General features: G+C 58.1%; 17 protein-coding genes, 1 tRNA gene and 2 pseudogenes. 9 read left to right on the top strand and 11 right to left on the bottom strand.

The genetic code is table 11. The annotated features are described in order from the left end of the window. Positions 1-20: 20 nt before the first annotated feature. Positions 21-96: transfer RNA gene (locus BLO49_RS16255), tRNA-Phe, on the top strand. An 81-nt stretch (positions 97-177) separates the two neighbouring features. Here the strand turns inward: BLO49_RS16255 and BLO49_RS16250 are convergent. Beyond that, complete coding sequence (locus tag BLO49_RS16250) at positions 178-504, bottom strand: hypothetical protein (protein ID WP_181444866.1); 327 nt, start codon at positions 502-504, stop codon at positions 178-180. A gap of 23 nt (positions 505-527) precedes the next feature. Here BLO49_RS16250 and BLO49_RS16245 point away from each other — a divergent pair. After that, positions 528-650, top strand: a pseudogene (locus BLO49_RS16245) (type II toxin-antitoxin system RelE/ParE family toxin); the annotation flags it as partial. Between the two features lie 870 nt (positions 651-1,520). Here the strand turns inward: BLO49_RS16245 and BLO49_RS18265 are convergent. From BLO49_RS18265 to BLO49_RS16195, 10 genes and pseudogenes are all read right to left on the bottom strand, one after another. Continuing rightward, positions 1,521-1,659: pseudogene (locus BLO49_RS18265) on the bottom strand (IS3 family transposase); the annotation flags it as partial. A gap of 34 nt (positions 1,660-1,693) precedes the next feature. Beyond that, positions 1,694-2,728, bottom strand: a complete 1,035-nt coding sequence (locus BLO49_RS16240) for a sulfate/molybdate ABC transporter ATP-binding protein (RefSeq protein WP_090650473.1) — start codon at positions 2,726-2,728, stop codon at positions 1,694-1,696. A gap of 1 nt (position 2,729) precedes the next feature. Then, positions 2,730-3,575, bottom strand: coding sequence for a sulfate ABC transporter permease subunit CysW (gene cysW, locus BLO49_RS16235; RefSeq protein WP_090650472.1), 846 nt, complete (start codon positions 3,573-3,575; stop codon positions 2,730-2,732). Then, entirely contained in the window at positions 3,572-4,465 is an 894-nt protein-coding gene (gene cysT / locus BLO49_RS16230) for a sulfate ABC transporter permease subunit CysT (RefSeq protein ID WP_090650470.1), read from the bottom strand. Before cysT ends, cysW begins: the two co-directional genes overlap by 4 nt. A 145-nt stretch (positions 4,466-4,610) precedes the next feature. Further along, positions 4,611-5,645 carry a sulfate ABC transporter substrate-binding protein gene (locus BLO49_RS16225; protein WP_090650469.1) on the bottom strand — a complete coding sequence of 345 codons (1,035 nt, stop codon included), beginning with the start codon at positions 5,643-5,645 and terminating at the stop codon, positions 4,611-4,613. Positions 5,646-5,734: 89 nt separating this feature from the next. Next, positions 5,735-7,123 (bottom strand): OprO/OprP family phosphate-selective porin, encoded by a 1,389-nt coding sequence (locus BLO49_RS16220; RefSeq protein ID WP_090650467.1) that lies wholly within the window; start codon positions 7,121-7,123, stop codon positions 5,735-5,737. Between the two features lie 90 nt (positions 7,124-7,213). Next, entirely contained in the window at positions 7,214-7,399 is a 186-nt protein-coding gene (locus BLO49_RS16215) for a YezD family protein (RefSeq protein ID WP_090650466.1), read from the bottom strand. Positions 7,400-7,474: 75 nt separating this feature from the next. Next, positions 7,475-7,885, bottom strand: a complete 411-nt coding sequence (locus BLO49_RS16210) for an RrF2 family transcriptional regulator (RefSeq protein ID WP_220083763.1) — start codon at positions 7,883-7,885, stop codon at positions 7,475-7,477. A gap of 788 nt (positions 7,886-8,673) precedes the next feature. Further along, positions 8,674-10,332 (bottom strand): ankyrin repeat domain-containing protein, encoded by a 1,659-nt coding sequence (locus tag BLO49_RS16200; RefSeq protein WP_139159723.1) that lies wholly within the window; start codon positions 10,330-10,332, stop codon positions 8,674-8,676. A gap of 556 nt (positions 10,333-10,888) precedes the next feature. Further along, positions 10,889-11,215: a hypothetical protein gene (locus BLO49_RS16195; RefSeq protein ID WP_090650459.1), complete on the bottom strand. Its 327-nt coding sequence runs from the start codon at positions 11,213-11,215 to the stop codon at positions 10,889-10,891. 589 nt (positions 11,216-11,804) lie between these two features. Here BLO49_RS16195 and BLO49_RS16190 point away from each other — a divergent pair. The 7 genes from BLO49_RS16190 (at position 11,805) to BLO49_RS16160 (ending at position 22,994) form a co-directional block, all read left to right on the top strand. After that, positions 11,805-12,635 (top strand): GntR family transcriptional regulator, encoded by an 831-nt coding sequence (locus BLO49_RS16190; protein ID WP_090650458.1) that lies wholly within the window; start codon positions 11,805-11,807, stop codon positions 12,633-12,635. 623 nt (positions 12,636-13,258) lie between these two features. Next, positions 13,259-15,919 (top strand): TonB-dependent receptor, encoded by a 2,661-nt coding sequence (locus BLO49_RS16185; protein ID WP_090650457.1) that lies wholly within the window; start codon positions 13,259-13,261, stop codon positions 15,917-15,919. Between the two features lie 184 nt (positions 15,920-16,103). Continuing rightward, positions 16,104-18,386 carry an alpha-N-acetylglucosaminidase gene (locus BLO49_RS16180; protein ID WP_090650600.1) on the top strand — a complete coding sequence of 761 codons (2,283 nt, stop codon included), beginning with the start codon at positions 16,104-16,106 and terminating at the stop codon, positions 18,384-18,386. Beyond that, a complete protein-coding gene (locus tag BLO49_RS16175) occupies positions 18,383-19,495 on the top strand; it encodes an acyltransferase family protein (protein ID WP_090650455.1) in 1,113 nt (370 codons plus the stop codon). The genes BLO49_RS16180 and BLO49_RS16175 overlap by 4 nt, the downstream gene beginning before the upstream one ends. A gap of 10 nt (positions 19,496-19,505) precedes the next feature. After that, positions 19,506-20,399 (top strand): glucosamine kinase nucleotide-binding domain-containing protein, encoded by an 894-nt coding sequence (locus BLO49_RS16170; RefSeq protein ID WP_090650453.1) that lies wholly within the window; start codon positions 19,506-19,508, stop codon positions 20,397-20,399. A 35-nt stretch (positions 20,400-20,434) separates the two neighbouring features. Next, on the top strand, positions 20,435-21,172 hold the full coding sequence (locus BLO49_RS16165; protein WP_090650599.1) for a GntR family transcriptional regulator: 738 nt from the start codon (positions 20,435-20,437) through the stop codon (positions 21,170-21,172). A gap of 256 nt (positions 21,173-21,428) precedes the next feature. Further along, the gene (locus BLO49_RS16160; protein WP_090650452.1) at positions 21,429-22,994 is read left to right on the top strand and encodes an alpha-N-arabinofuranosidase; all 1,566 of its coding nucleotides are present in this window, start codon (positions 21,429-21,431) and stop codon (positions 22,992-22,994) included. The last annotated feature ends 38 nt before the right edge of the window (positions 22,995-23,032 follow it).

The raw sequence follows: 23,032 nt of genomic DNA, 5'->3' as shown, positions 1-23,032 counted from the left end.
TACCGGTGCCGGCTTTGAGGGCCTGGATAGCTCAGTTGGTAGAGCAGCGGATTGAAAATCCGCGTGTCGCTGGTTCGATTCCGGCTCCAGGCACCACAAAATCAATGACTTAACTGAGTTGTGGTTTTGCAGGTTGGCAGTATGGTTGGCAGTTTCTGGTTCTGGCCATGTTCTGTTCTATCGGCGCTTTTCATGCGCCTGACGTGCCCGCATGATCTGTCTGGCCTCACCCGCGTATTTCCGAATCATGGCCATCGTGGCGTGTCCTGAGAAGGATGCGATCTCATCATCACTGCATCCGGCCCATGCCAGTTCCATAACACCGCGATATCGCAGAGCATGAAGGTCATAAGCCTCAAGACCTAATCTGATGCGTTCGGCCCGCATGACCTTGGCCATGTAGAAGTACGTCATGCGATTGCCGTTATCCAAAGACAGGATAGCCTTCGACGCGAGCGGGAAATAGCCCAAACCAGCCCTGTGAGCATCAAGGGCGACTTTCAAGCGATCGGTGCAGGGTATGCGCCGCAATTGCCGATGTTATGGCAGGTTTAGGTGACAATCTTGGAGGCGGCGTTTTCAAAAAACGCCTCAATAAGAATAGGCACCGAAGCATCATTCTGGCGTGCGGTGGGAACTATTGGGTTTGACCTGCTCCCCGAAAATCGAGGCCATTTAAAACTGGAATTTTCCATTTAAGATTCCGCTTGCGGGATGAGGAGAATTTCATGAAAAAATCAAAGTTCACCGAGTCACAGATCGCATTTATTTTAAAGCAAGCAGATGACGGCATGGTGGTTGCGGAGTCTGCCGTAAGCTTGGCATTTCGGACAAATCAGCCTTTTTAAATTAATCATAAATATTTCTTTGTCATTTTGCAGCAGTTTCCACTGGCAGCATTGCCTTTATGGGAGGGCAGGCGGTTTCTTCGACGTTTAGGGTAATGAAACAAGGATGACCGTACTTTTAACTGTAATTTTTGTTATATTTGCCGATCGGATCATTCCACTAAATATGAGAATATTCGTAGTGAATGATCATGTACCCATTGGGTTGCGGCTGCTTTACAAAAATTACAGACTTATAAAATTTCCACGAACTTTATTCGCTGTACTAACTTGCGCTGCCTCTAGTCTAAATTTTTTCATCGAAATTGACAGAAATTTACAAGCTTATATTATCGCAGGGTGCGCAGCTCTATTCGGAATATTTGCTTGTGTGGATGCTTGGAAAGCCGAGAAAATGCGGTCCTAGACGATCGTGTGCCGGGTGGCGGTGGAACAGGTGAAGATTTTTTGAAGCAGATGGTCCTTGAGTTCCGTGATGACGACCGGACTGCGCCCGTTCTCTAATGCCTCCAGGATGTCATTGAATATGAGATCATTTCATCCCTTTTCGGCCGCAAGTTGTTTGGAGAGACCCTGGATCGGGAGCTTTTTTCACCCGCAGCTCGTTCGGCCCTAAATGTCGTATTTCGGAAAATGACTTGGTGACTGAACTGTCGCAGAGCCGCCTGCTACTTCCCGCGAGCAATCATCCACGACACACAGTATGCGCAAATGGCGCCTCAGTGAGCTGATCAGACACGAAGTCCAGAGACCGGTGCTCGTTCGGCGCCATAGGCAACAGCATGGGCGAGCGCGTGCCCATGGCACGCTTAAGCGTTTGTGAACCACCTCCCACCGGACGAGGATCATTGGTATATGAAAACCTTTTGTGGCCGCAGTCTCAACCGGTCACCGTGGGCGTAGGTCAAGGCGGGGTTACGCGGCTGTTCGGTTTCGAACAGGGCGCCATCCGCGCCTCGCAGTTCAAGGCGTAAGGCGCTGCCTGCCGCAAGGATTGCGCTCACAGTCACAGGAATGCCGGGCCCATCCGGGCTCAACGCGGTCTCGAACGGGCGAAAACGGGCGATATAATCCCCGTCTCCGCCCGCCGTGTTGGCGATGGGGGCCTCGAAACTGTCGAACATGGCCTTGCCGGCTTGCACATGGCACGGCAATTTATTGGCCGAACCAAGGAAGTCAAAGACGAAGGCCGATGCGGGAGAATCGAATATTTCCAGTGGCGTGCCGATCTGTTCGACCCTGCCGGCTTTCAGCACAACGACGCGGTCGGCGAGATCGAGCGCTTCTTCCTGATCGTGGGTCACGAATATGGTGGTGACGCCGGTCTCGTGGTGGATGCGTTTCAGCCAGCGGCGCAGGTCCTTGCGCACCAGGGCATCGAGCGCGCCGAAGGGCTCGTCGAGCAGCAGGATGCGCGGATTGATGGCCAAAGCCCGCGCCAGGGCCACGCGCTGACGCTGGCCGCCTGAGAGCTGGGACGGATAGCGTTTGCCGAGGTCCTCCATCTGAATCAGCTTGAGCAGGCGCTCCACAGTGGCCTTGATTTCGGCCTTGGACGGGCGCTCTTTCGCCGGACGGACGTTGAGACCAAAGGCGATGTTCTGCGCCACAGTCATGTGACGGAACAGGGCGTAGGACTGAAAGACCATGCCAATGCGGCGATCACGTGGATTGAGCCGGAGGTAGTCCTCGCCCTCGAAGGTGATGCCGCCGCTGCTGGGCGTATCCAGACCGGCCAGCAGGCGCAGAAGAGTGGTCTTGCCGGAGCCGGAGGGACCGAGCAGGGCAATGAACTCGCCCGATTTCGCCTCGAAGGTCACATCCTTAAGCGCCGGGAAGTTGGTGAAAGTCTTGTTGACGTTGTTGATAATGAGCGACATTTCAGTGTCTCCGTGAGGCAGCGAGTTCACCCGCAAAGCGCCATTCCAGAAGGGTTTTGAGGACGAGGGTGACGATGGCGAGGCCGGCCAGGATAGAGGCAGCGGCGAAGGCGCCGATCGTGTCGTACTGGTTGTAGGTGATCTCGATATAGAGCGGCAGGGTGTCGGTCAGGCCGCGGATGTGGCCGGAAACGACCGAGACGGCGCCGAATTCGCCCATGGCCCGCGCCGTACACAGCAGCACGCCGTAGAGCAGGGCCCATTTGATATTGGGCAGGGTGACGCGGAAGAAGATATCCCAGCCGCGGGCACCGAGTGTGCGGGCGGCGACCTCTTCATCGGTGCCCTGGTCTTCCATCAGCGGGATCAGTTCGCGGGCGATGAAGGGCAGGGTGACGAGGACGGTGGCCAGCACCAGCCCCGGCAGGGCGAAGACGATCTTGATATCGTGATCGCGCAGCAGGAAACCGAACCAGCCCTGGGCGCCGAACAGCAGAATCCACACCAGGCCGGAAATGACCGGGGAGATGGAGAACGGCAGGTCGAGGATGCTCAAAAGAAGACTCTTCCCTTTGAACTCGAAGCGCGTGATACACCAGGCAGCGCAGATGCCGAAGATGGCGTTGAGCGGCACAGATATGGCGGCGACCAGCAGGGTCAGGAGAATGGCGGCCCTGGCGTCCTCGGTTTGCAGGGCGGCCAGATAGGGCGGCAGACCCTGCGAGAAGGCAGTGACCAGCACATTGATCAGCGGCAGAAGGATTATGAAGCCCAGCCACAGCAGGGTAAAGGCCAGCAGGGCGAAAGCGCCGAGGGTTTTTGGCGAACGGGCGGCTTTGGCGGTCATTTGGCGCTCCCGATGTTAGCAAAGAAGCGCTGGACGATATTGAGGAACAGCAGGATGACCAGCGAAATGGCCAGCATGATGACGCCGACGGCGGCCGCGCCGGCATAGTCATATTCCTGCAGCTTGATGACAATCAGCAGCGGCGCGATTTCGGAAATATAAGGCATGTTGCCGGCTATAAAGATGACCGAGCCATATTCACCGACGCCGCGCGCCAGGGCGAGCGAGAAGCCCGTGACCAGCGAAGGCATCAGGGCGGGCAGGATCACGCGCAGGGTCGTTTGAACGGCATTGGCGCCCAGGGTTTCGGCGGCTTCCTCAATCTCGGCTTCGAATTCAGCCAGGACCGGCTGAACGCTGCGCACCACGAAGGGCAGACCGATAAAGGTCAGGGCCAGGAAAATGCCGATCGGCGTATAGGCGATCTTGAGACCGAACGGTTCGGTGAGCGAACCGACCCAGCCGGTTGAGGCATAGAGGCTCGACAGGGCGATACCGGCCACGGCGGTTGGCAGGGCGAACGGCAGGTCGATCAGGGCGTCGAGCAGCTTGCGGCCGGGGAAGTTATAACGGGTCAGCGACCAGGCAACGATCAGTCCGGCAAAGACATTGACGGCGGCGGCGGCAAGCGCAGTGAAGAAACTCAAGCCCAGGGCATGGAGCACGCGCTCGTCAGTCAGGACGAACAGGAAGCCTTGCAGGCCATGTTCCCAAGGCCTTGCCACCAGCGCCGCCAGCGGGATGATGACGATGGCGCTTAGAAAAAAGAGCGTGATGCCGAGAGTGATCTTGAAGCCCGGCAGCACATGGGTGGTGCCGGTGGCCGGATGCGGCGCCTGAAAATGGTCGGGTATGGCCGGCTCGGTCGCGGTGTCGGGTTGTCCCGTCATGAAAGTACCTGTCAGGTTAAGGGGAAAGCCTGGCAATCAAGTGTTGATCAGGAATTGGCGGCAAGGGAACGAGACGCGGCCGTAGGCGCGGCAGCGTCTCGCTTTTGGCCATCACCCGGAAATCATATCCTGGTGATGGCTGTGGTCATTTCCGGGTGATCTGGTCGAAGACGCCGCCGTAATCGAACTGTTCTTTCTGCACCTTCTTCCAGCCACCGAAATCCTTGATGGTGACCAGCGGGATATTCGGGAAGGTGCTGGCATATTTCGCCAGGATCGCCGGGTTGGACGGGCGATAATAGTTCCGGGCAATGATGTCCTGGGCTTCATCGCTGTAGAGGTAGTTGAGATACTCTTTGGCGGCCGCCAGGTTGCCCTTCTTGGCGGCGTTCTTGTCAACCACGGCGACCGGGGGCTCGGCCAGGATCGAGATCGATGGATAGACGATATCGAACCTGCCTTTGCCGAGTTGGTTGACGGCCAGATATGCCTCGTTTTCCCAGGCGATCAGCACATCACCGACGCCGCGCTCAACGAAGGTGACAGTCGAGCCGCGCGCGCCGGTATCGAGCACCGGCACACGGTTGAACAGGTTGGTCAGAAATTCCCTGGCCAGGGCGTCTGTGCCCCAGCGCCTTTTGGCGTAGGCATAGGCAGCCAGATAGTTCCAGCGTGCACCGCCCGAGGTCTTCGGGTTCGGCGTGATGACCGAGACATCGAGGCGGATCAGATCATCCCAGTCCTTGATCTTCTTCGGATTGCCCTTGCGGACCAGGAAGACAATGGTCGAAGCATAGGGTGTCGAGTTTTTGGGAAAACGGCCCTGCCAGTTGGCGGGAAGAAGCCCGGCCTTCTGCGAGATCGAGTCGATATCGGCAGCAAGAGCGAGCGTGACGACATCGGCCGGACTGCCGTCGATCACCGAGCGCGCCTGAGAGCCGGAACCGCCGTGGCTCTGACGGATGGTGATGTCCTCGCCGGTGGTGGCCTTCCAGTGCTTGGCGAAAGCAATATTATAGGCGGTGTAAAGCTCGCGGGTCGGGTCGTAGGAGACGTTGAGCAGTTCACGCGTCTTGGCGAGGGCAGGGCCAGCCAGGGTGAGCGCGCCGGAGGCCAGGAGACTGGCGCCGCCGAGCAGGCCGGTCAGGAAGGTTCTGCGTTCTGGGGTTCTGAAAGACATGTCGAAGTTCCTTCTATGGAAGCTGACCGAATACCCATCTGGCCAGCTTGCCTCAATTGATGTAAGAAAGCGATAAGTGGGCTTTGGGCCTAGTAACGGAACTGGATGCGGCCGGAGGTGAATGCTTCCTTGCGGCGGTCGGCGCCGGCAGCGGCCCCGCCGTCGAACTCGGTCGAGTCATAGTCGGCCAGAAGCTTCAGGTTTTCGCTCCAGTACCAGCCGATGCCAAAGCCGGTGGAAGTCGCTTTCTGGGCCGCTGAGGAAGCCGAGGCGAAGCCGCCGGTGAAGGTGTCGGGGTCGATTTCGGTGTAACCGTAGCGGGCGGTCAGTTCGAAAGCGCCCCAGGTGCCGTTCTTCAGGCTGAAGTCCTTGGCCGGCTTGACCCCGCCCTTATAGTTGACGTTCTCGCCGGTGATGACCCACGAGGCCGAAACGTCGAGCGCCTTGTTTTCCAGTTCGGCTGTAGCGGACGCCGAGGCGACGTCCTGCTTCACGGTTACATAATCGGCAAGGACGCCAAAGTTGTTGACATAGAACCAGGCTTGCGGGTTGGAGCGCGTTTCCTTGCCGTTGGAATAGACGCCGGTGCCGTACTTGAAGAAGGTCTGCTGGCCGGGGGTCTTGTAGCTGCCAAGCTGGGTGTCGGTGGCATTGCCGAGGTGCTTGCCATCCGAGCCGGCATAGCCGATGCCGAAGCCTTGCAGGAAGACGACGCTGGAATTGAGGAAAGGTTGGGCGAAGACGCGATAGACGACATCCTTCTGGTTATCGAGGTCGTTGTTCAGGTTGACGCCGTCGGCAGCACCATTGAACAGGCCAACCTGGTATTCGACGGCGTTGTCGAACAGGGTGCCGAAGACCTGGTAGCCGACATCGCGGTTGGGGACGAGGTTGGTTGAGTGGCCGCGTTCGGTCCAGATGACGTCCGCATCCGATTGCAGGCGCTCAAGGCCGAGCGGCGACTTGAACTTGCCGCCGCGAAACTGCACGGCGTCGGAAAACTTGTATTCTACATAGGCGTCAACGATGGATGCCGCAGCAGAGGAGGAACCGCCCAGTTCCGGCGTGAAGCGGAAAGAGGCGTTGCCGGCCTTGCCGGTAAAGGTTGGGCGGATCAGGCGATCGACGACTTCGTCACGCAGGGCGCCGCCATCATTGCTGAAACTGTGGATGTCGACATTGACCTGGGCGTTGAGGGCGAAGGCATATTTGCCATCGGCCGAGGTGAAGGTCAGGCCCTTCTTGTCGAGCGTGGCGACCGGTGTCTTGGTCGCCGTGGAGGTGGCGATCTCCTGGTCCAGTTCCCGCTGGCGCTTCAGGGTGTCAAGTTCCTGTTCGAGGCGGGCAATGCGCTCGTCCTGGGTCAGGGGAGGCGTGTCGGTTGCGGCGGGAGCTTCCTGGGCGGAAGCAATGGCAGGGGTGAAGACGATGGCGGCGGCAAGCGCGCCGAGGCTTAAGGCAGTGTGAGAGATTCGCATGAGGATGATTCCGTGTGGGGTGCATCACTTCCGGTGGTCCGGTCAGCGAAATATGATTTTTATGAGTAGGTTACGCTTATAACTTGGATATCAGGACAGGCTCTCATTGAGGGCTTTTCCCTTGGCGTCGAAACGCAGCTTTTCACTGCGTTCGATCTGCACGACCCGGGAGTCGTGAATGACGATTTCCAGCGAACCGAAGCGGATTTGCTGGAGACTGGTGAGGATCTGGCGTTCGACCTCTGTCAGGCCGGACGCGTTTAAATCTGAGCGCATGGGAGCGCTGGACGGTACACTCATGGTGGTCCTCGTCTTGATAACTGATTTAAGTAAAGAAGGTTTTGGGACGTCTTACAAAGCCGGATCGGTAACCAGGTCCTGCAAACATCGGTTGTCGAGGACGCCGGACATGGCGTTGCGGACATCCAGCATCAGGTGACGCAGCCGGCAGGCGGCTTCATCGCGGCAATCCTCGCATTTCTGGTAGGCCGTCAGGCTGGCGCAACGGATCGGCGCCAGCGGGCCGTCGATAATGCGGATAATATCCCCCAGAAAGATGTCGCTGGCGCTTTTGGCCAGGAAATAGCCCCCGAAGATACCGCGCTTCGAATCGACAATGCCGTTCTGGCGCAACTCCTGAAGAATATTGTCGAGGAACTTCTGCGGTATGTCTTCTGCCTCGGCAATCTGTTTGCTGGGCAGCATGGGTTTGTCCATTTGTGCCATGTGAATAAGCGCTTTCAGGGCGTATTTGGCTTTCATGGATAGCATATGTTGCCTCTCCGGAAGCGAGCTTCGGTTGTGACCATAAGGTGTAAAATCAAATCTACACCAAGTCAATGGTAATTAATCTAAACTTATCAGATAGAGATATTGACCACGCCAGATGATCGTCCGCTTTGCTAGCCGAGCTTGTAAGCTGAATGTCCGCGTTGGGGGGAAGACCGGTCTCCGTTGGCAAGCTTATGCCCAGTGGAGAAACGTATATTATCCCACTGAAGTCATGCTCGGCTCGCCCCGAGCGTTTGAGATCAGCCTGAATGGACACTTCTAAATATGTCACCTGCGGCTGAATTTGAAAGCCTCAAGGGCCGGATTGGTGGTGCGACCGGGCGCATCCTTGTGGTTATGGATCGCAGCCGCAAAAGCCTATGCCTGGATCTATTACGCCCTGCATACCTGGAATTGGCCGTTCCTGGCCGACCATCCGCTCATCCACAACACGCTGATCTTGATCCTGCTCCTCGCAGGTTTCAGTTTCATTCTGACCAGTCTGGTCATCGGTGTAAAACATATACGACTATATTTTAAGTGAAAGGGATTAAAACCATGAAGGATCAATTGTTCGCTATCAGTCGAGCCAGTTCGACCTGAGGCAAGCTGGTTAGGCGCTCAACTCGGCGATGTGCGCTTTCGGGCCTTACGATGTAATAAACCCCTAAATGACCGGATGGGGGCGCGAAGGCGCTTAATGGATATGCTGGGTTCCGGACCTTTTTCCGACGATCGGGTAGGACGGTTTTGCCCAAGAGCGGCATCATCTATCGCGTTTATCCCGCTTCTATTACATCCGCCGCGTCGTCTAGGCCACGCAGACGGGCGGCCTGGGCGGCCGTCTTGCCATGAAGATTACGTGTGGTCCTATCGGCGCCGCGCATCAGCAGCAGGCGGGCGACGGAGGTCGCCTGGTCCTCGTCGTCCGGAAGACAGAAGAGCAGGGTTGGGGCATCTTCGCCGGGAAGGGTGTACGCGATGCGCGTAGGGTCTTCATCGAGAACAGCGGCCAGGCGGTCCGTGAGACCGAGCCAGGCCAGGCCGCGCACGTCGCGGCTGAGCGGGGCCAGCCAAGCCGTCAAGTGTGGGTGGCCAAGGACGCGCGACCATGTCAGCGGTGTACCCTGCCATTTGCGTTCGCGCAGATCGATATCGGCGCCGGCCGCCAACAGCTTTTCGACGGCGGCCTGGGAGCCTGATTGCACGGCACGGTGCAGCGGCGCGATGCCGTCATGATCGAGGCCGTGGGGCGAGGCGCCGAGGTCGAGCAGCAGGCCGACCGCTTCTGCATTGCCGAATTCCGCCGCCGCCAGCAGCGGACCGGGATGGCGGATCAGGCCGGGATCAGCGGCAAGGAGGGTTTTGGCGGCGTCGGCATCGTGGGCCAGGACAGCGGCGCGAAAGGCCTCGAGCCCCGTTAGTGGCGTGACCGTTGCGCCGTGCTGTTGCAGCAGGGCCGACATCTGACCGAAGCCCGACAACCGCGCCATGACCTCAACCGGGCGTTTGCTATAGCCGTTGATCGCATTGGCATTGGCGCCGCGCGCCAGCAGCCATTGTGCGCGCTCCAGGTGATTCTGAGCCACGGCATTGCCGAGCAGATAGTCGAGCGTGCTCAGCCCCATATGGAAGCCCAGCCCGCCTTCGCCGGGCACCCGCCAGGCATCTGTCACGTCGGCGGCTTCGGCATAGCTCCATAGGTTGTCGTACCAGTGGGTGTCGACGCCGACGATCGAGACATTGTAGAGCGACTGGGAATCGTAGGCGTCCGCGCCCGAAGCGATTAGCAGGTCAAGAAGGGCGTGCACTTGAGGGTGGCTGGGGCGGGCGCCTTCGCCGAGACGGATGGCGCCGGTCAAGACCTTGAACGGCGTGCCCCAGCCGTCATCGAACTGGAAGTTAGGGTCCGCCCCCGCTTCGAGTAGTTTTTGCGCGATTGTGACCGCATAGACGCCGTCAAGCCGGCCGTAGGTGACGTAGGCTAGTGCCGTCCATTGCCGCCGGCCGTCGGTGCGTGTGGCGGCTTTCGAGTCGCGGGCGAGGAAACGATCGACGGCGTCGACGTCGCCGCATATCGCCGCGGTGAACAGGTTTTCGGTGGCTATTGACGGGTCGCGGGCGAGGATGCGGTGGGCGACGCCGACGTCACCTTCCCAGGCGTGCGCAAGTACCAACTCGATGCGTTCGGCACGATCGGTGCGGTCGAGGGCAAGGTCATCGAGCGCAGCCCTGAGCGCCATCCAACTGGTGTGGCCGTATTCACGCGCCACGGCATGCTGAATGTCGCGCAAGGCTGGCGCATCCGGCGCCTGTGGCCAAGCCGTGATAAGGCGCTCACGCGCCTCGGCGTCATCGGCGCGGATCGCTTTCAGCCAGCGCTTGGCGTCTTTTTTGAGCGTGTCGAGTGCGGTTCTAGGGGTAATGACCCGGGACATGGAAAACCTTCCTTCCATAGCCAGACGTCCGCTTACGAAAGGCTGGAGGGACAGGTTCGTAAGATATCAGGTTCGGGATGGATGGGAGCGTTCTCCCTTGCCGCGGACAGGCGGCGCTCCACTGGCGCGCTAGGGAGACACTATGAAGGCGTGGGACGTTTGTCAAATGACTGTTCTTCAACCATCGCTAAAGCTCAGACTGGCATACCCGTGTGCATAGCCGCCTGGTTAGCTTTGGAATAAAGGGGCTATGTCCGCCTCGGAGCGAAAAATTGCAAACCGTGACGCAGATCGTTCCGCGTCTCCTTTGGGGCGCAAATACGCCTCCGTTTGTCGCTAACCTTTTGTTTAAGCGAAAACTTCACGAATAGTTTAAGGATCAGATTGCAATCATGAGTTGTGGTATTTTTGTACCATGTTAGCGAAGGCCTCGGGACATGCAGGGTGAGAAGGTCTTTGGTGCAAATGATAAATGTCGATGTACGAGTTCGCTTCCTGTTGCGCGCTTTTGCGACTATGACATTGATTTGTTCGCCGCTGGTAACTCTTGTTACTCCTAAGCACAATCCAACACATGGGTTTCCCCTATTTCATCCGCTCGTGCGGAGATACCACGTCGTGGCAATACTTTGGTGCGGATTTCCTGTATCAGGATAGCATCATCCGCATCGCCGTCGTCGACTGACCAGACATTGATTTCGATTACCGCCTGAGCGCTTTTCATCAAATTCTGCCATTCGTGAACCGGGAACAGTGATTCCATCAAAAAGGCCGTCGATAAAAGGATAGGGATATTGGCGTCAATGCGGCAAGCGCCGTGCCCCTGTTTCTCCGAGGTGATGCGGTTTTTGAAGCGGTTTGACCATACCGAACGCCGGGCCACTTTTCGTCCGTACGGTAAAAACTTGTTCGTGTCAGACCCACCACCTGATTGGCCGTCACACGATCTTTTAAAAGGACTGGATTGACGTAAAGACCGTTGGGCTCGCGGCGGATAAACAGGCCCTCACTATCAGCTTCTGATACGCCAGGAGCACGGTATTCCGGGATAGGCACAGTTGCAATGTCAGAGCGCGCGAAGACGGCAGACGCTTCTCCGGCGCGAAAGCCCCAGCTGTGGCTGTAGCTCATCCTGAAACGTCACGTCGCCTTCTGCGTCGATAAATAGAAATGGACTGCGTGCCTGTTTAGCTATCCGGAAAGGACGGGGAATTATAGCGAACGCGTCAAGATAAACCGGAGCGTAGGGCGCCCTTATGGATACGGGTAACGTCTGGTAAGAGCGCCCAACATCGATTGGCCTTTTTGCAACTAGGGAATCAGAGATCTATTCAGTTGGGCTGTATTGGGTGCCGAGATCATCTCTGCTTGAAATTGTTTAACCAATTTCGATATAGTGTAGAATTGAGATACAAGTGCCCCGGCGGGGATGCAGGATATTTAGGCAGAGTTTGCGACAGGGGCGAACAGGCATGACGGAGTCGGGTGATATTCTGACGGCAAAGACTGAGGCAGACAAGGAGGTCCGCGCTTACCAGAGCGTGGGGAATTCCCTGCTGCAACGCATTCGCACCGGTGAATTCCGGGCCTCCGGAAAATTGCCGACCGAGCGTGAACTGGCTGAGGTTTATGGCGTCGGGCGGGCCGTGATTCGTGACGCTCTGGTCATGCTCGAAGTGAAGGGGCTCGTACAATCCCGACAGGGCTCCGGAATCTACATCACCCGCAAGGCCTACGAAATACAGCCTGTTGAGGTCGTCGAGATCAAGTCACGTCCGGCCTGGGAGCTACTGCCTGCCGGCGGACCTTTCGAGCTGATACAGGCACACCAGTGGTTTGAAAGCCATATCGCCCGCCTGGCCGCCACCCAGGTTACCGAAGACGATATTCTTCATATCCAGCAGGCATGCGATGATTATGGCCGGGCCGACTTTGCGGATGTCAGGGAAAAGCTTGAGCTGCAGGTGCATATGGCGATTGCCGCCGCCACGCAGAACGCAGAACTGACCATCATGGTTGGACAATTATGGATGCGACGGGATAACGACCCGTTCTGGAAAGCGGCTGGTCCAAGATTGCACAGCGCCCAGAATCGTGACCGATGGGTTGAAGATCATGCCCGCCTGGCAAGCGCCATCCGCAGCCGTGATGGAGATGGCGCCTATGTCGCGATGTGGCAGCATATGGACGCCGTGAAACAACTGCTCGCCGGTGGCGAAGGTTTTAGTGTGGCTGAGGGCGGCGCGGAAAAAGCGGGTGGCCGTGGCCGCGCCGGTCGTCGCAGGCTGAAGGTCAGCGTCTGACTTAGAGCCCTTTCTGAAAGGTGCATTTAGAGCATTGGCCTGCTGCATCAGAGCCGGATAGGGTATCATTCTCATCTGTCTCATGACCCCCGATGCGGCGGTTGCCAGGTCGCGCCCCGCAGGTCTCTCTGACGAGGAAAAAATCGGGTGGTTCTATGCCCAACTTTCGGTCTGGCTGGCATTATTGGTTGGCCAATGTATTTGGCAAACCAATTTTGGTGTGATTTCTTGCCCATCTGGTCGATGAATATAGTATTTTTATCACAGAGGTTGACCAATATGTGGGCGGGAAATTGGGCGAATTTCTCATTTAAATGCACATAAATATCTAAAATTTAATATTAAATCCGGAAAACTCGGAAAACATCTCACTGTTAAACAAATTTGAAATTTGTAGAGCTTCGACAAAAAGTTGTCATGCTGCCAATAATGAAATTGACAGGCCAATTTGGCAGCCATAGTCTCAATTTCACAATTGGCGCTCCAATACGGTCCTAATGGTATCGTCTCCCGCCAAATTGGTTTGAAGGCTGAAAACATGACACCTGTCACGTCAGAAGCAGACCGGCCACGCATACCTAAACGCCGGCTGTTCGTGACTTTAATCTAAAAGGGGATAGACTATGACGTTCAAGAACTACGCCTTGCTCAGCACGGCTCTCGCGGGCCTGCTCACGGTGTCTTCGGCCATGGCCCAGGAAGCGGCCTCGCCCGCAGCGCCCGCCGATGATGCCACCGAAGTGGTCGTGACCGGCTTTCGCAAGAGCCTCGCCTCGGCTCTGAAGAACAAGAAGAATGACACGCGGGTTTCTGATGGTATTTCATCTGAAGACCTTGGCAAGTTCCCCAGCGAAAACATTGCCGAAGCGATTCAGCGCATTCCGGGCGTGCAAATGGCGAACGTCAATGGTCGCGGTGCGACGATCAGTATTCGTGGGCTTGGTCCGCAGTATGCCATGACGACCGTCAACGGCCAAAGTTTCGCAAGCGCCGATTTTAACGACGGCTTCCGTTACGACATCATTCAAACCGAACTGGCCAGCAGCATTCAGGTTTACAAATCCCCAACCGCAGATATGGACGCCGGCGGTCTGGCCGGCACTGTAAATATCGAGACCGTTCACCCGCTCGACAAGAAGGGCCGCGAACTGGTTGTCTCGGTTAAGGGGCAGAAGTCGAACAATGCCAAGGGCGGAATAACCCCAAAAGCCAGCATTTCTTATGTTGACCAATTTGACGGCGGGAAGCTCGGTGTATTCCTCGGCGCCAATTATCAGGAACTGAGTGACCGCGCCGACTATCTGTTTATGGACCGTTGGTTTACTTCCGCCAATACCGACGGAACGACACTCTATACGCCTCGCCGTATCCGCTATCGCCGCATTGATCGTGACACTCTGCGTCAGCAGTTCAATGTTGCCGTTCAGTACCGGCCGGTTGCCGGCCTGGAACTTGGCCTTTCGGCGATCCATTCAAAAGATAATACCCGTTATGATACCATTCAACAGGTTTTCCTGTTCAGTCAGAGCAATATCACGACCCAGGACAGTGACGGCCTCACCGCCCTCAAGACAACCCAGACCAACTATACCGCGGAAAATAACCGTCAACTGGAAACCCGCAATCTGTCGAGCGAGGCCCTGACCGGCACTGTCAAGTGGACCGGCTTCGACAACTGGACCCTCAAGGGTGTGCTGCACTATACGCAGGGCAAGGCCTACCTGACCGAAGAGGCCGCCATTCTCGGCATCAATATCGCCTCGTCGACCCTTGATATGAGCGACCCGAACGATATCAAATTCACCACTTCGAACGATCTGTCCGATGCGGCGTCCTATGACAGCGCCCTACTGACGCGTAACGAATATCCGGACGGCGCCCAGCACGCCAATATCTCCGATGAGGTCGCTGCCCAGTTCGATGCCACGCGCTGGATCGACATGGGCATATTGAGCTCGGTGTCGTTTGGCGGCAAGGTCAAGCGCGATACCCTGTCGCGTTATTCGACCCGCCGTGACCTAGATGGAAGCCTGTCGGCCGCCAATACGCCGGCCAGCCCGGTATCCACCACGATCGTAGACAACTTCCTGGATGGTGCGGATACGGTTGACCGGACCTGGGCGGTGCCGGATATCATCGCTTACCGGGCAGCTTTGGCCGCATCGGGCATCGATGTGCCGACCGTCTTCGATCCAACAGGCAGCTACAGCGTCAGCCGTAACATCTCGTCGGTCTACGCAATGGCCAATCTGAAGGGCGATGTTTTCAACGTGCCATTCCACGGCAATCTCGGTATCCGCTACGAGGACACCAAGCAGTTGGTGAACGGCTATCTGGCGTCGGGTTCCAATCCAGTGAATTCGAATGTCTCGCTGGTAACGGGCACCTATTCGACGCCAACCGATTACGACAACGTCCTGCCGTCGGCCAACTTTGTTTTCAACCTGACGCCTGACCTGCTTATCCGTGCGGCAGCGGCCAAGGTTCTGGTCCGGCCGATTCTCGACACCAATTCCAATCTGGCGACGACGATCAGCACCGGTACGAATTCGGACGGTGTAACGGTCAATACCATTGCGCTGGGTGCAGCCACCCTGAAACCTCTGACGGCCAACCAGTTCGATCTCGGTATTGAGTGGTACTATGGTGATGGCAACGGGTTGAGCCTTTCAGGCTTCTTGAAAGACGTCAAGAACGGCACCTATTCGTCCCTGGTTTGTCCGGCATCGTTCGATGGAACGGCGCTTTCGACCAACAGTGACGGCGACTGTGTCTCCACGACGGGCGCGATCTACGACATAACTGAAACAAAGAACGATACCTCGGTCGTCAAGATCAAGGGCTTCGAAATTAACTGGCAGCAATCGTTCGACCACTGGCTTCCCGTTAAGGGCTTCGGTGTAACCAGCAACTATACGCACGTCGAGCCGTCCAGCAAGGGCACATCCGGTTTCCATCTCGCCAATCTGTCGGAAAACACATTTAACGCGACAGGTTATTGGGAAAACAAGACCTTCAGCGCCCGTCTGTCTGCCAATTATCGCAGCGCCTACACACAGACCAGTGCGGAAAGCTTCTTCGCACGTGAAGGCCACACGATCCGCGGCCGCACCCTCTACGACCTGACACTCGGTTATAATATCAACAGTCGCCTCAGCGCGTCCTTCGGTGCGCTCAACATCACCAATGAAAAGGAAGAAGCGTATAAGGACATCGCGAGCCGCTGGCAGATGACCAGCGTCACCGGTTCCTCTTATTATATCAGCCTTCAATACAAGATGTAGGCGAGCGCGCGGGGTGAGGTCGCCATCTAAGCCCTGCGCTTTCGTCCTGCATGGCCCGTTGGGAGAGGTTTAAAGTATTTCCTCCCCCTGCTTCCCTCCACGGGTCAAACCCGGACAGTGTAATGTGTGCCATTACGCTGTCCGGACTTTCTGTCTATACTGAATGGATTTTGGGATTTCGCCTATGCCTTACCCGCTCTCACGTCGCCAGGCGCTCCTGCAGTCCCTCGGCCTGGCCGGCTTGGCGCTGCTTCCGGGGGAAGCTGCGCAGGCCGGTGAGGCGACGGCCGCCAGTGGAGTACTGACGCGACTGATTGGCGGGACGGCAAAATCGGTTATTTTCAAACTGTCTCCTATGTCCGGCCCACGACCCTGGTACAGTGTGGCCACGCGTGGCGGCAAGCTGATGGTGACCGGTTCAAGTCCTGTGGCGCTGACACGCGGCATCTACAGCTATCTCAAAAACAATGGCCTGGCCGAAGTGAGTTGGGAGGGTGACCGTATTGCGGTGCCGGACCAATGGCCGGCCACGGCGGAGCGCCGGGTCGAAACGCCCTTCCGCCATCGCGTCTATATGAATACCTGCACTTTCGGCTATACCACGCCCTGGTGGGGCTGGCCGCGCTGGGAGCGCGAGATTGACTGGATGGCCCTGCATGGCATTGATATGCCGCTGGCCATGGAAGGCCAGGAATTTGTCTGGCAGGCGCTATGGCGTGAAAATGGCCTGAGCGACGCCGAACTGGCCGCCTATTTCTCGGGGCCCGCCTTTACGCCCTGGCAGCGCATGGGCAATATCGAAGGCTATGACACGCCAGTACCGCAGGCATGGATCGTCAAGAAACGCGACCTGCAACGCCGTATTCTTAGCCGGATGCGCGAACTGGGCATGATGCCGATCCTGCCGGCTTTCGGCGGCTATGTGCCCAAGGCCTTCGCCGAAAAACATCCCGACGCGCGGATTTACAAGATGCGCGCCTGGGAAGGCTTCCACGAAACCTACTGGCTCGATCCGGCCGATCCCCTGTTCGCCAAACTGGCGGGGCGCTTCATCGCGCTTTACACCGAAACCTATGGCGAAGGGCAATATTACCTCGCCGACTCTTTCAATGAAATGCTCCCGCCGATTTCTGCGGATGGTTCCGATGCCGCTAAGGCCAGCTATGGCGACGCCACGGCCAACGTGAAAGCCGCCGAGGCCGTCGATCCGGCGGTCAAGGCTGCGCGGCTGGCAGATTACGGCGCCGCCATCTATCAGTCCATTCGCCAGGCGCGGCCCGATGCTGTATGGGTGATGCAGGGCTGGCTCTTCGGCGCCGACCGTGATTTCTGGTCGAGCGATGCCATCGGCGCCTTCCTGAGCCACGTCCCCGATGACAAGCTGATGGTGCTCGATATCGGTAACGACCGTTACCCGGATGTCTGGACCCGCGCCGACGCCTTCAAGGGAAAGTCGTGGATCTACGGCTATGTCCATAATTACGGTGGCTCAAACCCGGTCTATGGCGATCTCGATTTCTACCGCACCGACCTGGCGGCCATCAGGGCCAGCGACAAGACGCGCAATCTCAAAGGCTTCGGCGTTTTTCCCGAGGGCCTGCACAGCAACAGCGTCGTTTATGAATATCTCTACGACCTGGCCTGGGAAGATGCGGCGCCTGCCGATTGGCTGAAGGTCTACACCCGCGCCCGCTACGGCCAGACCTCGCCAGCCCTGCTGGCGGCCTGGGGTAATCTGCAAACCGCCATCTATCAGACGCGCTACTGGACGCCGCGCTGGTGGAAAAGCCGGGCAGGTGCCTATCTGTTCTTCAAGCGCCCAACAATCGATGCAACGGAATTTCCGCCCCTGCCAGGCAATCCCTTGCTGCTGAAACAGGCGCTGGCGCAGCTTCTGGCACTTGGTACTGAGCTTGGTGGCTCGAAGCTGTTCCGCAACGATATCATCGATGCCGCGCGCCATCTGGCCGGTTTCGAGATCGACGCCAGCCTGCAGGCGGCGATCGGTGCTTATAAGGCCGGCGATCTGGCGGGCGGCGATGCGGCCGTCAAGCATCTGAGCGACTTGGCCCGTCGCGTTGATGCCCTTCTGGGCGCGCAGCAGGAAACCCTGTCGAGCTGGATTGACGACGCTCGCGCCTATGGCGACACGCCGGCCGAAAGCGCCTACTATGTCGAGAACGCAAAGGCGCAGGTGACGGTGTGGGGCGGCAAGGGCAATCTCAACGACTATGCGTCGAAGGCCTGGCAGGGGCTTTACGCCGATTTCTACCTGCCGCGCTGGACGCAGTTCCTAGCAAGCTTGCGCCAGTCTGTGATCGCGCAAACACCCTTCGACCAGACCGCTTTTACGGCCGCCATTACCGACTGGGAACATGAGTGGGTCAAGGCCGATACCGCCTACACCCGCCATGTGCCCGCCGATCCGCTGGCCGATATCAAAACCCTGCTGGAGCTTTGCGCATGAAGCCCGCGCGCTATAAATCCCTGGATGTCTTCCGCGGCCTGACCGTCTGCATCATGATCGTGGTCAATACGGCCGGCGCCGGAGCGGAGCCTTTCGCCACCCTGCAGCACGCCCAGTGGTTCGGTTTCACCCTGGCCGATGTTGTTTTCCCCTCCTTCCTGTTCGCGGTCGGCAACGCCATGAGCTTCGCCATGAAGCCCGGCGTCAGCCACCAGGACTATCTGCTGAAGGTGTTGAAGCGCACGGGGATCATCTTCCTGCTCGGCTACCTGATGTACTGGTTCCCGTTCGTGCATCAGCAGGGCGATGGTAGCTGGGCGTTCAATCCGATCGGCGAGACCCGCATTATGGGCGTGCTGCAACGCATCGCCCTGTGCTTTGGCATTGCCGCCATTGCCTGCCGCTATTTGTCGGTCAAATATCTGATTGCGCTGTGCGTTTTGCTTCTGGTCGGTTACTGGTCGATCCTGATGATGTTCGGCGTGCCCGGCCAGCAACTGACGCCGCTTGGCAATGCCGGGGCCTTGCTCGATCAGGCCGTGCTCGGCATCAACCATATGTATCGCAAAGGGCATGGTTACGATCCGGAGGGCCTGCTCAGCACCTTGCCTGCCATCGTCAATGTGATCGCCGGCTATCTGGCGGGCCGCTATATCAGCCGCAGTGAAAACAAGTCGCTTCTGGTGCGCAACCTGCTGATCGGTGGTGCGGTGTTCGTCGCGGCAGGCCTGCTGTGGAGCCTGGGTTTCCCGCTGGCCAAACGTATCTGGACCAGCTCCTTCGTGCTGCTGACCATCGGTATAGACCTGGTGATCCTGGGTGGCCTGATCAGCTATGTCGAGATCGCCGGACAAACGCGCGGCACTAAATTCTTTGAAATCTTCGGGCGAAATCCGCTTGCCATCTACCTGTTCTCCGAACTGTTCGTCACCGTGCTCCAGTTGATCAAGGTGAACGGGGAGGGCCTCTATGACTGGATCGGTATTCACCTGTTCCAGGCGGTTATTCCCGGTGCGCTCGGTTCGCTGATCTGCGCCATCGTCTATATGCTGGTCTGCTGGGGCTTAGGCTTCCTGCTCGACCGCAAGAATATCATTATCAAGATTTGAGTTTACGATCATGTTACAGGCTAATACCCCTCTCTATTATATCGGCATCGATGGCGGCGGCACCAAATGCCGCGCACGCCTGAAAAACCGTGCCGGAAAAATCCTGGGCGAGGGACTTGGCGGCGCCTCCAATATCCGTCTGGGCCTTGTCACGGTCTGGCAGAATATTATGGTCGCCGTCGACGAAGCCCTGGCGCAGGCCCAGCTTTCCCACGCCGATTTGCCGGATATCCACATTGGCATGGGACTGGCTGGCATTACCACCGAGATGAATGCCCAGGTGACGATCGATTCCGGGCCAGACTTTGGCAGTATTTTCGCGGCGAGCGATGCCCACGCCGCCTGTCTGGGGGCCTTTTCCGGACGCGACGGCGCCATACTGATTGCCGGCACGGGCAGTGCCGGCTATGCCTTTGTGGATGGTGTGGGCCACGCCGTCGGTGGCTGGGGCTTCGAGGTGGGAGATGATGGCTCCGCCGCCGGTCTGGGACGTGCGGCCCTGCGTGCGGCTCTGCGCGGTCATGACCAGGTCGCGCCGTCCAGCGCCTTTACGCGCGAAGTCATCGCCTCCTTCGGCGGCAATCCGGCCGATGTGATCGCTTTCGTCACCACGGCCACGCCCAGCGATTTCGGCACGCTCGCCCCCATGATCATGGAAGCCGCGGATGCCGGCGACCCGATCGCTACCGGACTTGTACGGGACGTGGCCGATGATATTGGCCGCTATATTGCCCGTCTGCGTGATATCGGCGCGTCACGCATCGCCCTGGTCGGTGGTCTGGCAGAACCTATCCTGCCTTGGCTGGATGAGGACGCGAGACGCCTTCTGACGCCGGCCGAACAGGATGCCGTGGAAGGGGCGCTGCTGCTGGCCCACGGCGCCGATAATGGTCTGAACAGATGAATACATCGGTCCCCCATTCCAACCTGACTGGTCGGTTGTCCTTGCGTGATACGCTGGGAGACCTGACAAGCGAAGATCCCGCACCTTTGTATATTCAGTTGCAGAACAACCTGCGCCGCGCCATCCATACCGGCGCCCTGGCCGTCAATGATGTTCTGCCCGCCGAACGGCAGATCGCCGAGGATTTCGACATTGCGCGGATCACGGTCCGTAAGGCCATCGAAGGGCTGGCCGCGGAGGGCCTGATCGCGCGGCGCCGGGGCGCCGGCACATTTGTCATTCGCCGTCTGGAGAAGAATTTCGCCAAACTGTCCTCCTTCAGCGAGGACATGCTGGCGCGCGGCAGTACGCCACGCTCGGAATGGCTGAGTAAGGCGCGCGGCACGGTCACGCCCGAAGAATCGCTTTCCCTGGGTCTGTCGCCCGGTTCGGAGGTCTGCCGGTTCGTGCGCCTGCGTTATGCCGATAATACGCTGATGGCACTTGAATATACCACCATTCCCGCCTTCTGCCTGCCGCCGCTCGGGCTGATCACGTCCTCGCTTTACGCTGCCCTCGACCTGACGGGGCATCGTCCGGTGCGCGCCCTGCAGCGCCTGAGAGCGGTGTCCCTGGCGGCGGAACAGGCAGAAAAGCTTGAGGTGGCGCCGGGTGAGGCCGGCCTGTTCATCGAGCGGCGCGGGTTCCTGGCCGATGGCCGGACCTGCGAACTCAGCCATTCTTATTATCGCGGCGATGCCTATGATGTGGTCGCGGAACTGAGCCAGCAATGATGAAAAGTAAGCACACATATTTGCGAAACTGCCGCTGATCATCCTGTCGGAAGCGTTTACCCCTCCGGTTCCGGCCGGGTGGGTTTCTGGGATGACCGGCCCTTGGGCGCCTTCGCCGGCTAACGGCGAAGGCGCTTTTTTTATCCTGTGGCTCAGGAGTAAAATTAATCAAGTATAGGCGCGGGATAACCAATTGCGCCTGTTATAGCTTTCGGCTAAATTGTCTGACTATAATACATAATAGAGGAAATGTGATATGAAAATCAGATCCCTGGTCTCCACGGCCTGTCTGTCGCTGGCTTTGGCGGCGGGCGCTTTTCAGGCTGCCAATGCCGATACCCTGCGCGCTGATGCGGCGCTGAAAGCGGACGAAAACGGTGGCACGATCAGCCGCTATATTTACGGACAATTTTCCGAACACTTGGGCGGCGGTATCTATGACGGTATCTGGGTCGGACCCGACTCCAAGATTCCTAATGTCCGCGGTATCCGCAGCGATGTTGTGGCGGCGCTGAAGGATCTGCATGTGCCGGTCGTGCGCTGGCCAGGTGGCTGCTTCGCCGATGAATATGACTGGCGTGATGGCATCGGTCCGCGTGACCAGCGCCCGGTACGCAAGAACAACTGGTGGGGCGATGCGCCGGAAACCAACCAGTTCGGCACCCATGAATTCATGGACTTCATCGACCAGATCGGCTCGGAAGCCTATCTCTCGGTCAATGTCGGGTCTTCCTCGCCGAAGGATATGCGCGAGTGGGTGGAGTACATGACCTCGCCGGGCAACGATACCCTGGCCAATGAACGCCGCAAGAATGGCCGTGACGCGCCGTGGAAGGTCGCCTTCTGGGGCATTGGCAACGAAAGCTGGGGTTGCGGTGGCCAGATGCGTCCGGAATATTATGCCGACGAATATCGTCGCTTCCAGGCCTTCTTTCACAAGAGCGCCACCAATCAGGGGCTGAAGATCGCTTCGGGCGCCAATGCCGAGCAGTATGAATGGACCGATACCCTGATGAAGATGGCGGGCGGGGAGATGGATGGCATTTCCCTGCATTATTACACCCTGCCGACCGGTGACTGGAACGCCAAGGGGGCAGCGACGGGTTTCGGCACCGACCAGTGGGTCAGCACCTTCGCCCGTACGCTCAAGATGGAAGAGATCATCACCAAGCACGAAGCCATCATGGACAAGTACGATCCGCAAAAGCGCGTCGGTCTGTTTGTTGATGAATGGGGCACCTGGTACGACGTCGAAAAGGGCACCAATCCCGGCTTTCTGTACCAGAAGAACACCCTGCGCGATGCCGTGCTGGCCGCCGCCAATTTCAACATCTTCCATCACCATGTCGACCGCGTGAAGATGACCAGCATTGCCCAGACGATCAACGTCCTGCAGGCCATGATCCTGACCGATAAGGACAAGATCGAGCTGACGCCGACCTATTACGCTTTCAAGATGTATGTGCCCTTCCAGGATGCCACGGCCCTGCCGCTAACCTTCACCGCGCCGCAATACAGCGCCGGCGGCAACACCATTCCAGCCTTCAACGCCTCGGCGGCGCGCGGCAAGGATGGTCACGTCTATATCGGTATCGCCAATATGGACCCGGCGGATAATATCGTCCTGTCGGTCGATGTCAGCGGCTTGAAGGTGACAAAGGTCGGCGGCCAGGTGCTGACGGCGGACAAGATGGACGCCGCCAACCTGCCGGGCGAAAAGGCGCTGGTCGCGCCCGTCGACTACAAGGGCGGCAAGATCAAGGGCAACCAATTGACCCTCGACATTCCGTCGAAGTCTGTTGTTGTCGTCCAGTTAAACTAGTCCAGAGGTGCGGCGGGTCGTGTCTGGCGGCCCGCCGC

Origin of the sequence: Asticcacaulis taihuensis, from assembly GCF_900100255.1 — a bacterium.
Taxonomy (GTDB): domain Bacteria; phylum Pseudomonadota; class Alphaproteobacteria; order Caulobacterales; family Caulobacteraceae; genus Asticcacaulis; species Asticcacaulis taihuensis.
Note: the sequence above shows the minus strand (reverse complement) of the source record. Positions and strands in the feature narration are given on the sequence as shown.

Excerpts from the sequence above, each read along its gene's own strand:
- BLO49_RS16240 (WP_090650473.1), bottom strand. The coding sequence starts at position 2,728 with ATGTCGCTCATTATCAACAACGTCAACAAGACTTTCACCAACTTCCCG.
- cysW (WP_090650472.1), bottom strand. The coding sequence starts at position 3,575 with ATGACCGCCAAAGCCGCCCGTTCGCCAAAAACCCTCGGCGCTTTCGCC.
- cysT (WP_090650470.1), bottom strand. The coding sequence starts at position 4,465 with ATGACGGGACAACCCGACACCGCGACCGAGCCGGCCATACCCGACCAT.
- BLO49_RS16225 (WP_090650469.1), bottom strand. The coding sequence starts at position 5,645 with ATGTCTTTCAGAACCCCAGAACGCAGAACCTTCCTGACCGGCCTGCTC.
- BLO49_RS16220 (WP_090650467.1), bottom strand. The coding sequence starts at position 7,123 with ATGCGAATCTCTCACACTGCCTTAAGCCTCGGCGCGCTTGCCGCCGCC.
- BLO49_RS16215 (WP_090650466.1), bottom strand. The coding sequence starts at position 7,399 with ATGCGCTCAGATTTAAACGCGTCCGGCCTGACAGAGGTCGAACGCCAG.
- BLO49_RS16210 (WP_220083763.1), bottom strand. The coding sequence starts at position 7,885 with ATGAAAGCCAAATACGCCCTGAAAGCGCTTATTCACATGGCACAAATG.
- BLO49_RS16200 (WP_139159723.1), bottom strand. The coding sequence starts at position 10,332 with ATGTCCCGGGTCATTACCCCTAGAACCGCACTCGACACGCTCAAAAAA.
- BLO49_RS16190 (WP_090650458.1), top strand. The coding sequence starts at position 11,805 with ATGACGGAGTCGGGTGATATTCTGACGGCAAAGACTGAGGCAGACAAG.
- BLO49_RS16185 (WP_090650457.1), top strand. The coding sequence starts at position 13,259 with ATGACGTTCAAGAACTACGCCTTGCTCAGCACGGCTCTCGCGGGCCTG.
- BLO49_RS16180 (WP_090650600.1), top strand. The coding sequence starts at position 16,104 with ATGCCTTACCCGCTCTCACGTCGCCAGGCGCTCCTGCAGTCCCTCGGC.
- BLO49_RS16175 (WP_090650455.1), top strand. The coding sequence starts at position 18,383 with ATGAAGCCCGCGCGCTATAAATCCCTGGATGTCTTCCGCGGCCTGACC.
- BLO49_RS16170 (WP_090650453.1), top strand. The coding sequence starts at position 19,506 with ATGTTACAGGCTAATACCCCTCTCTATTATATCGGCATCGATGGCGGC.
- BLO49_RS16160 (WP_090650452.1), top strand. The coding sequence starts at position 21,429 with ATGAAAATCAGATCCCTGGTCTCCACGGCCTGTCTGTCGCTGGCTTTG.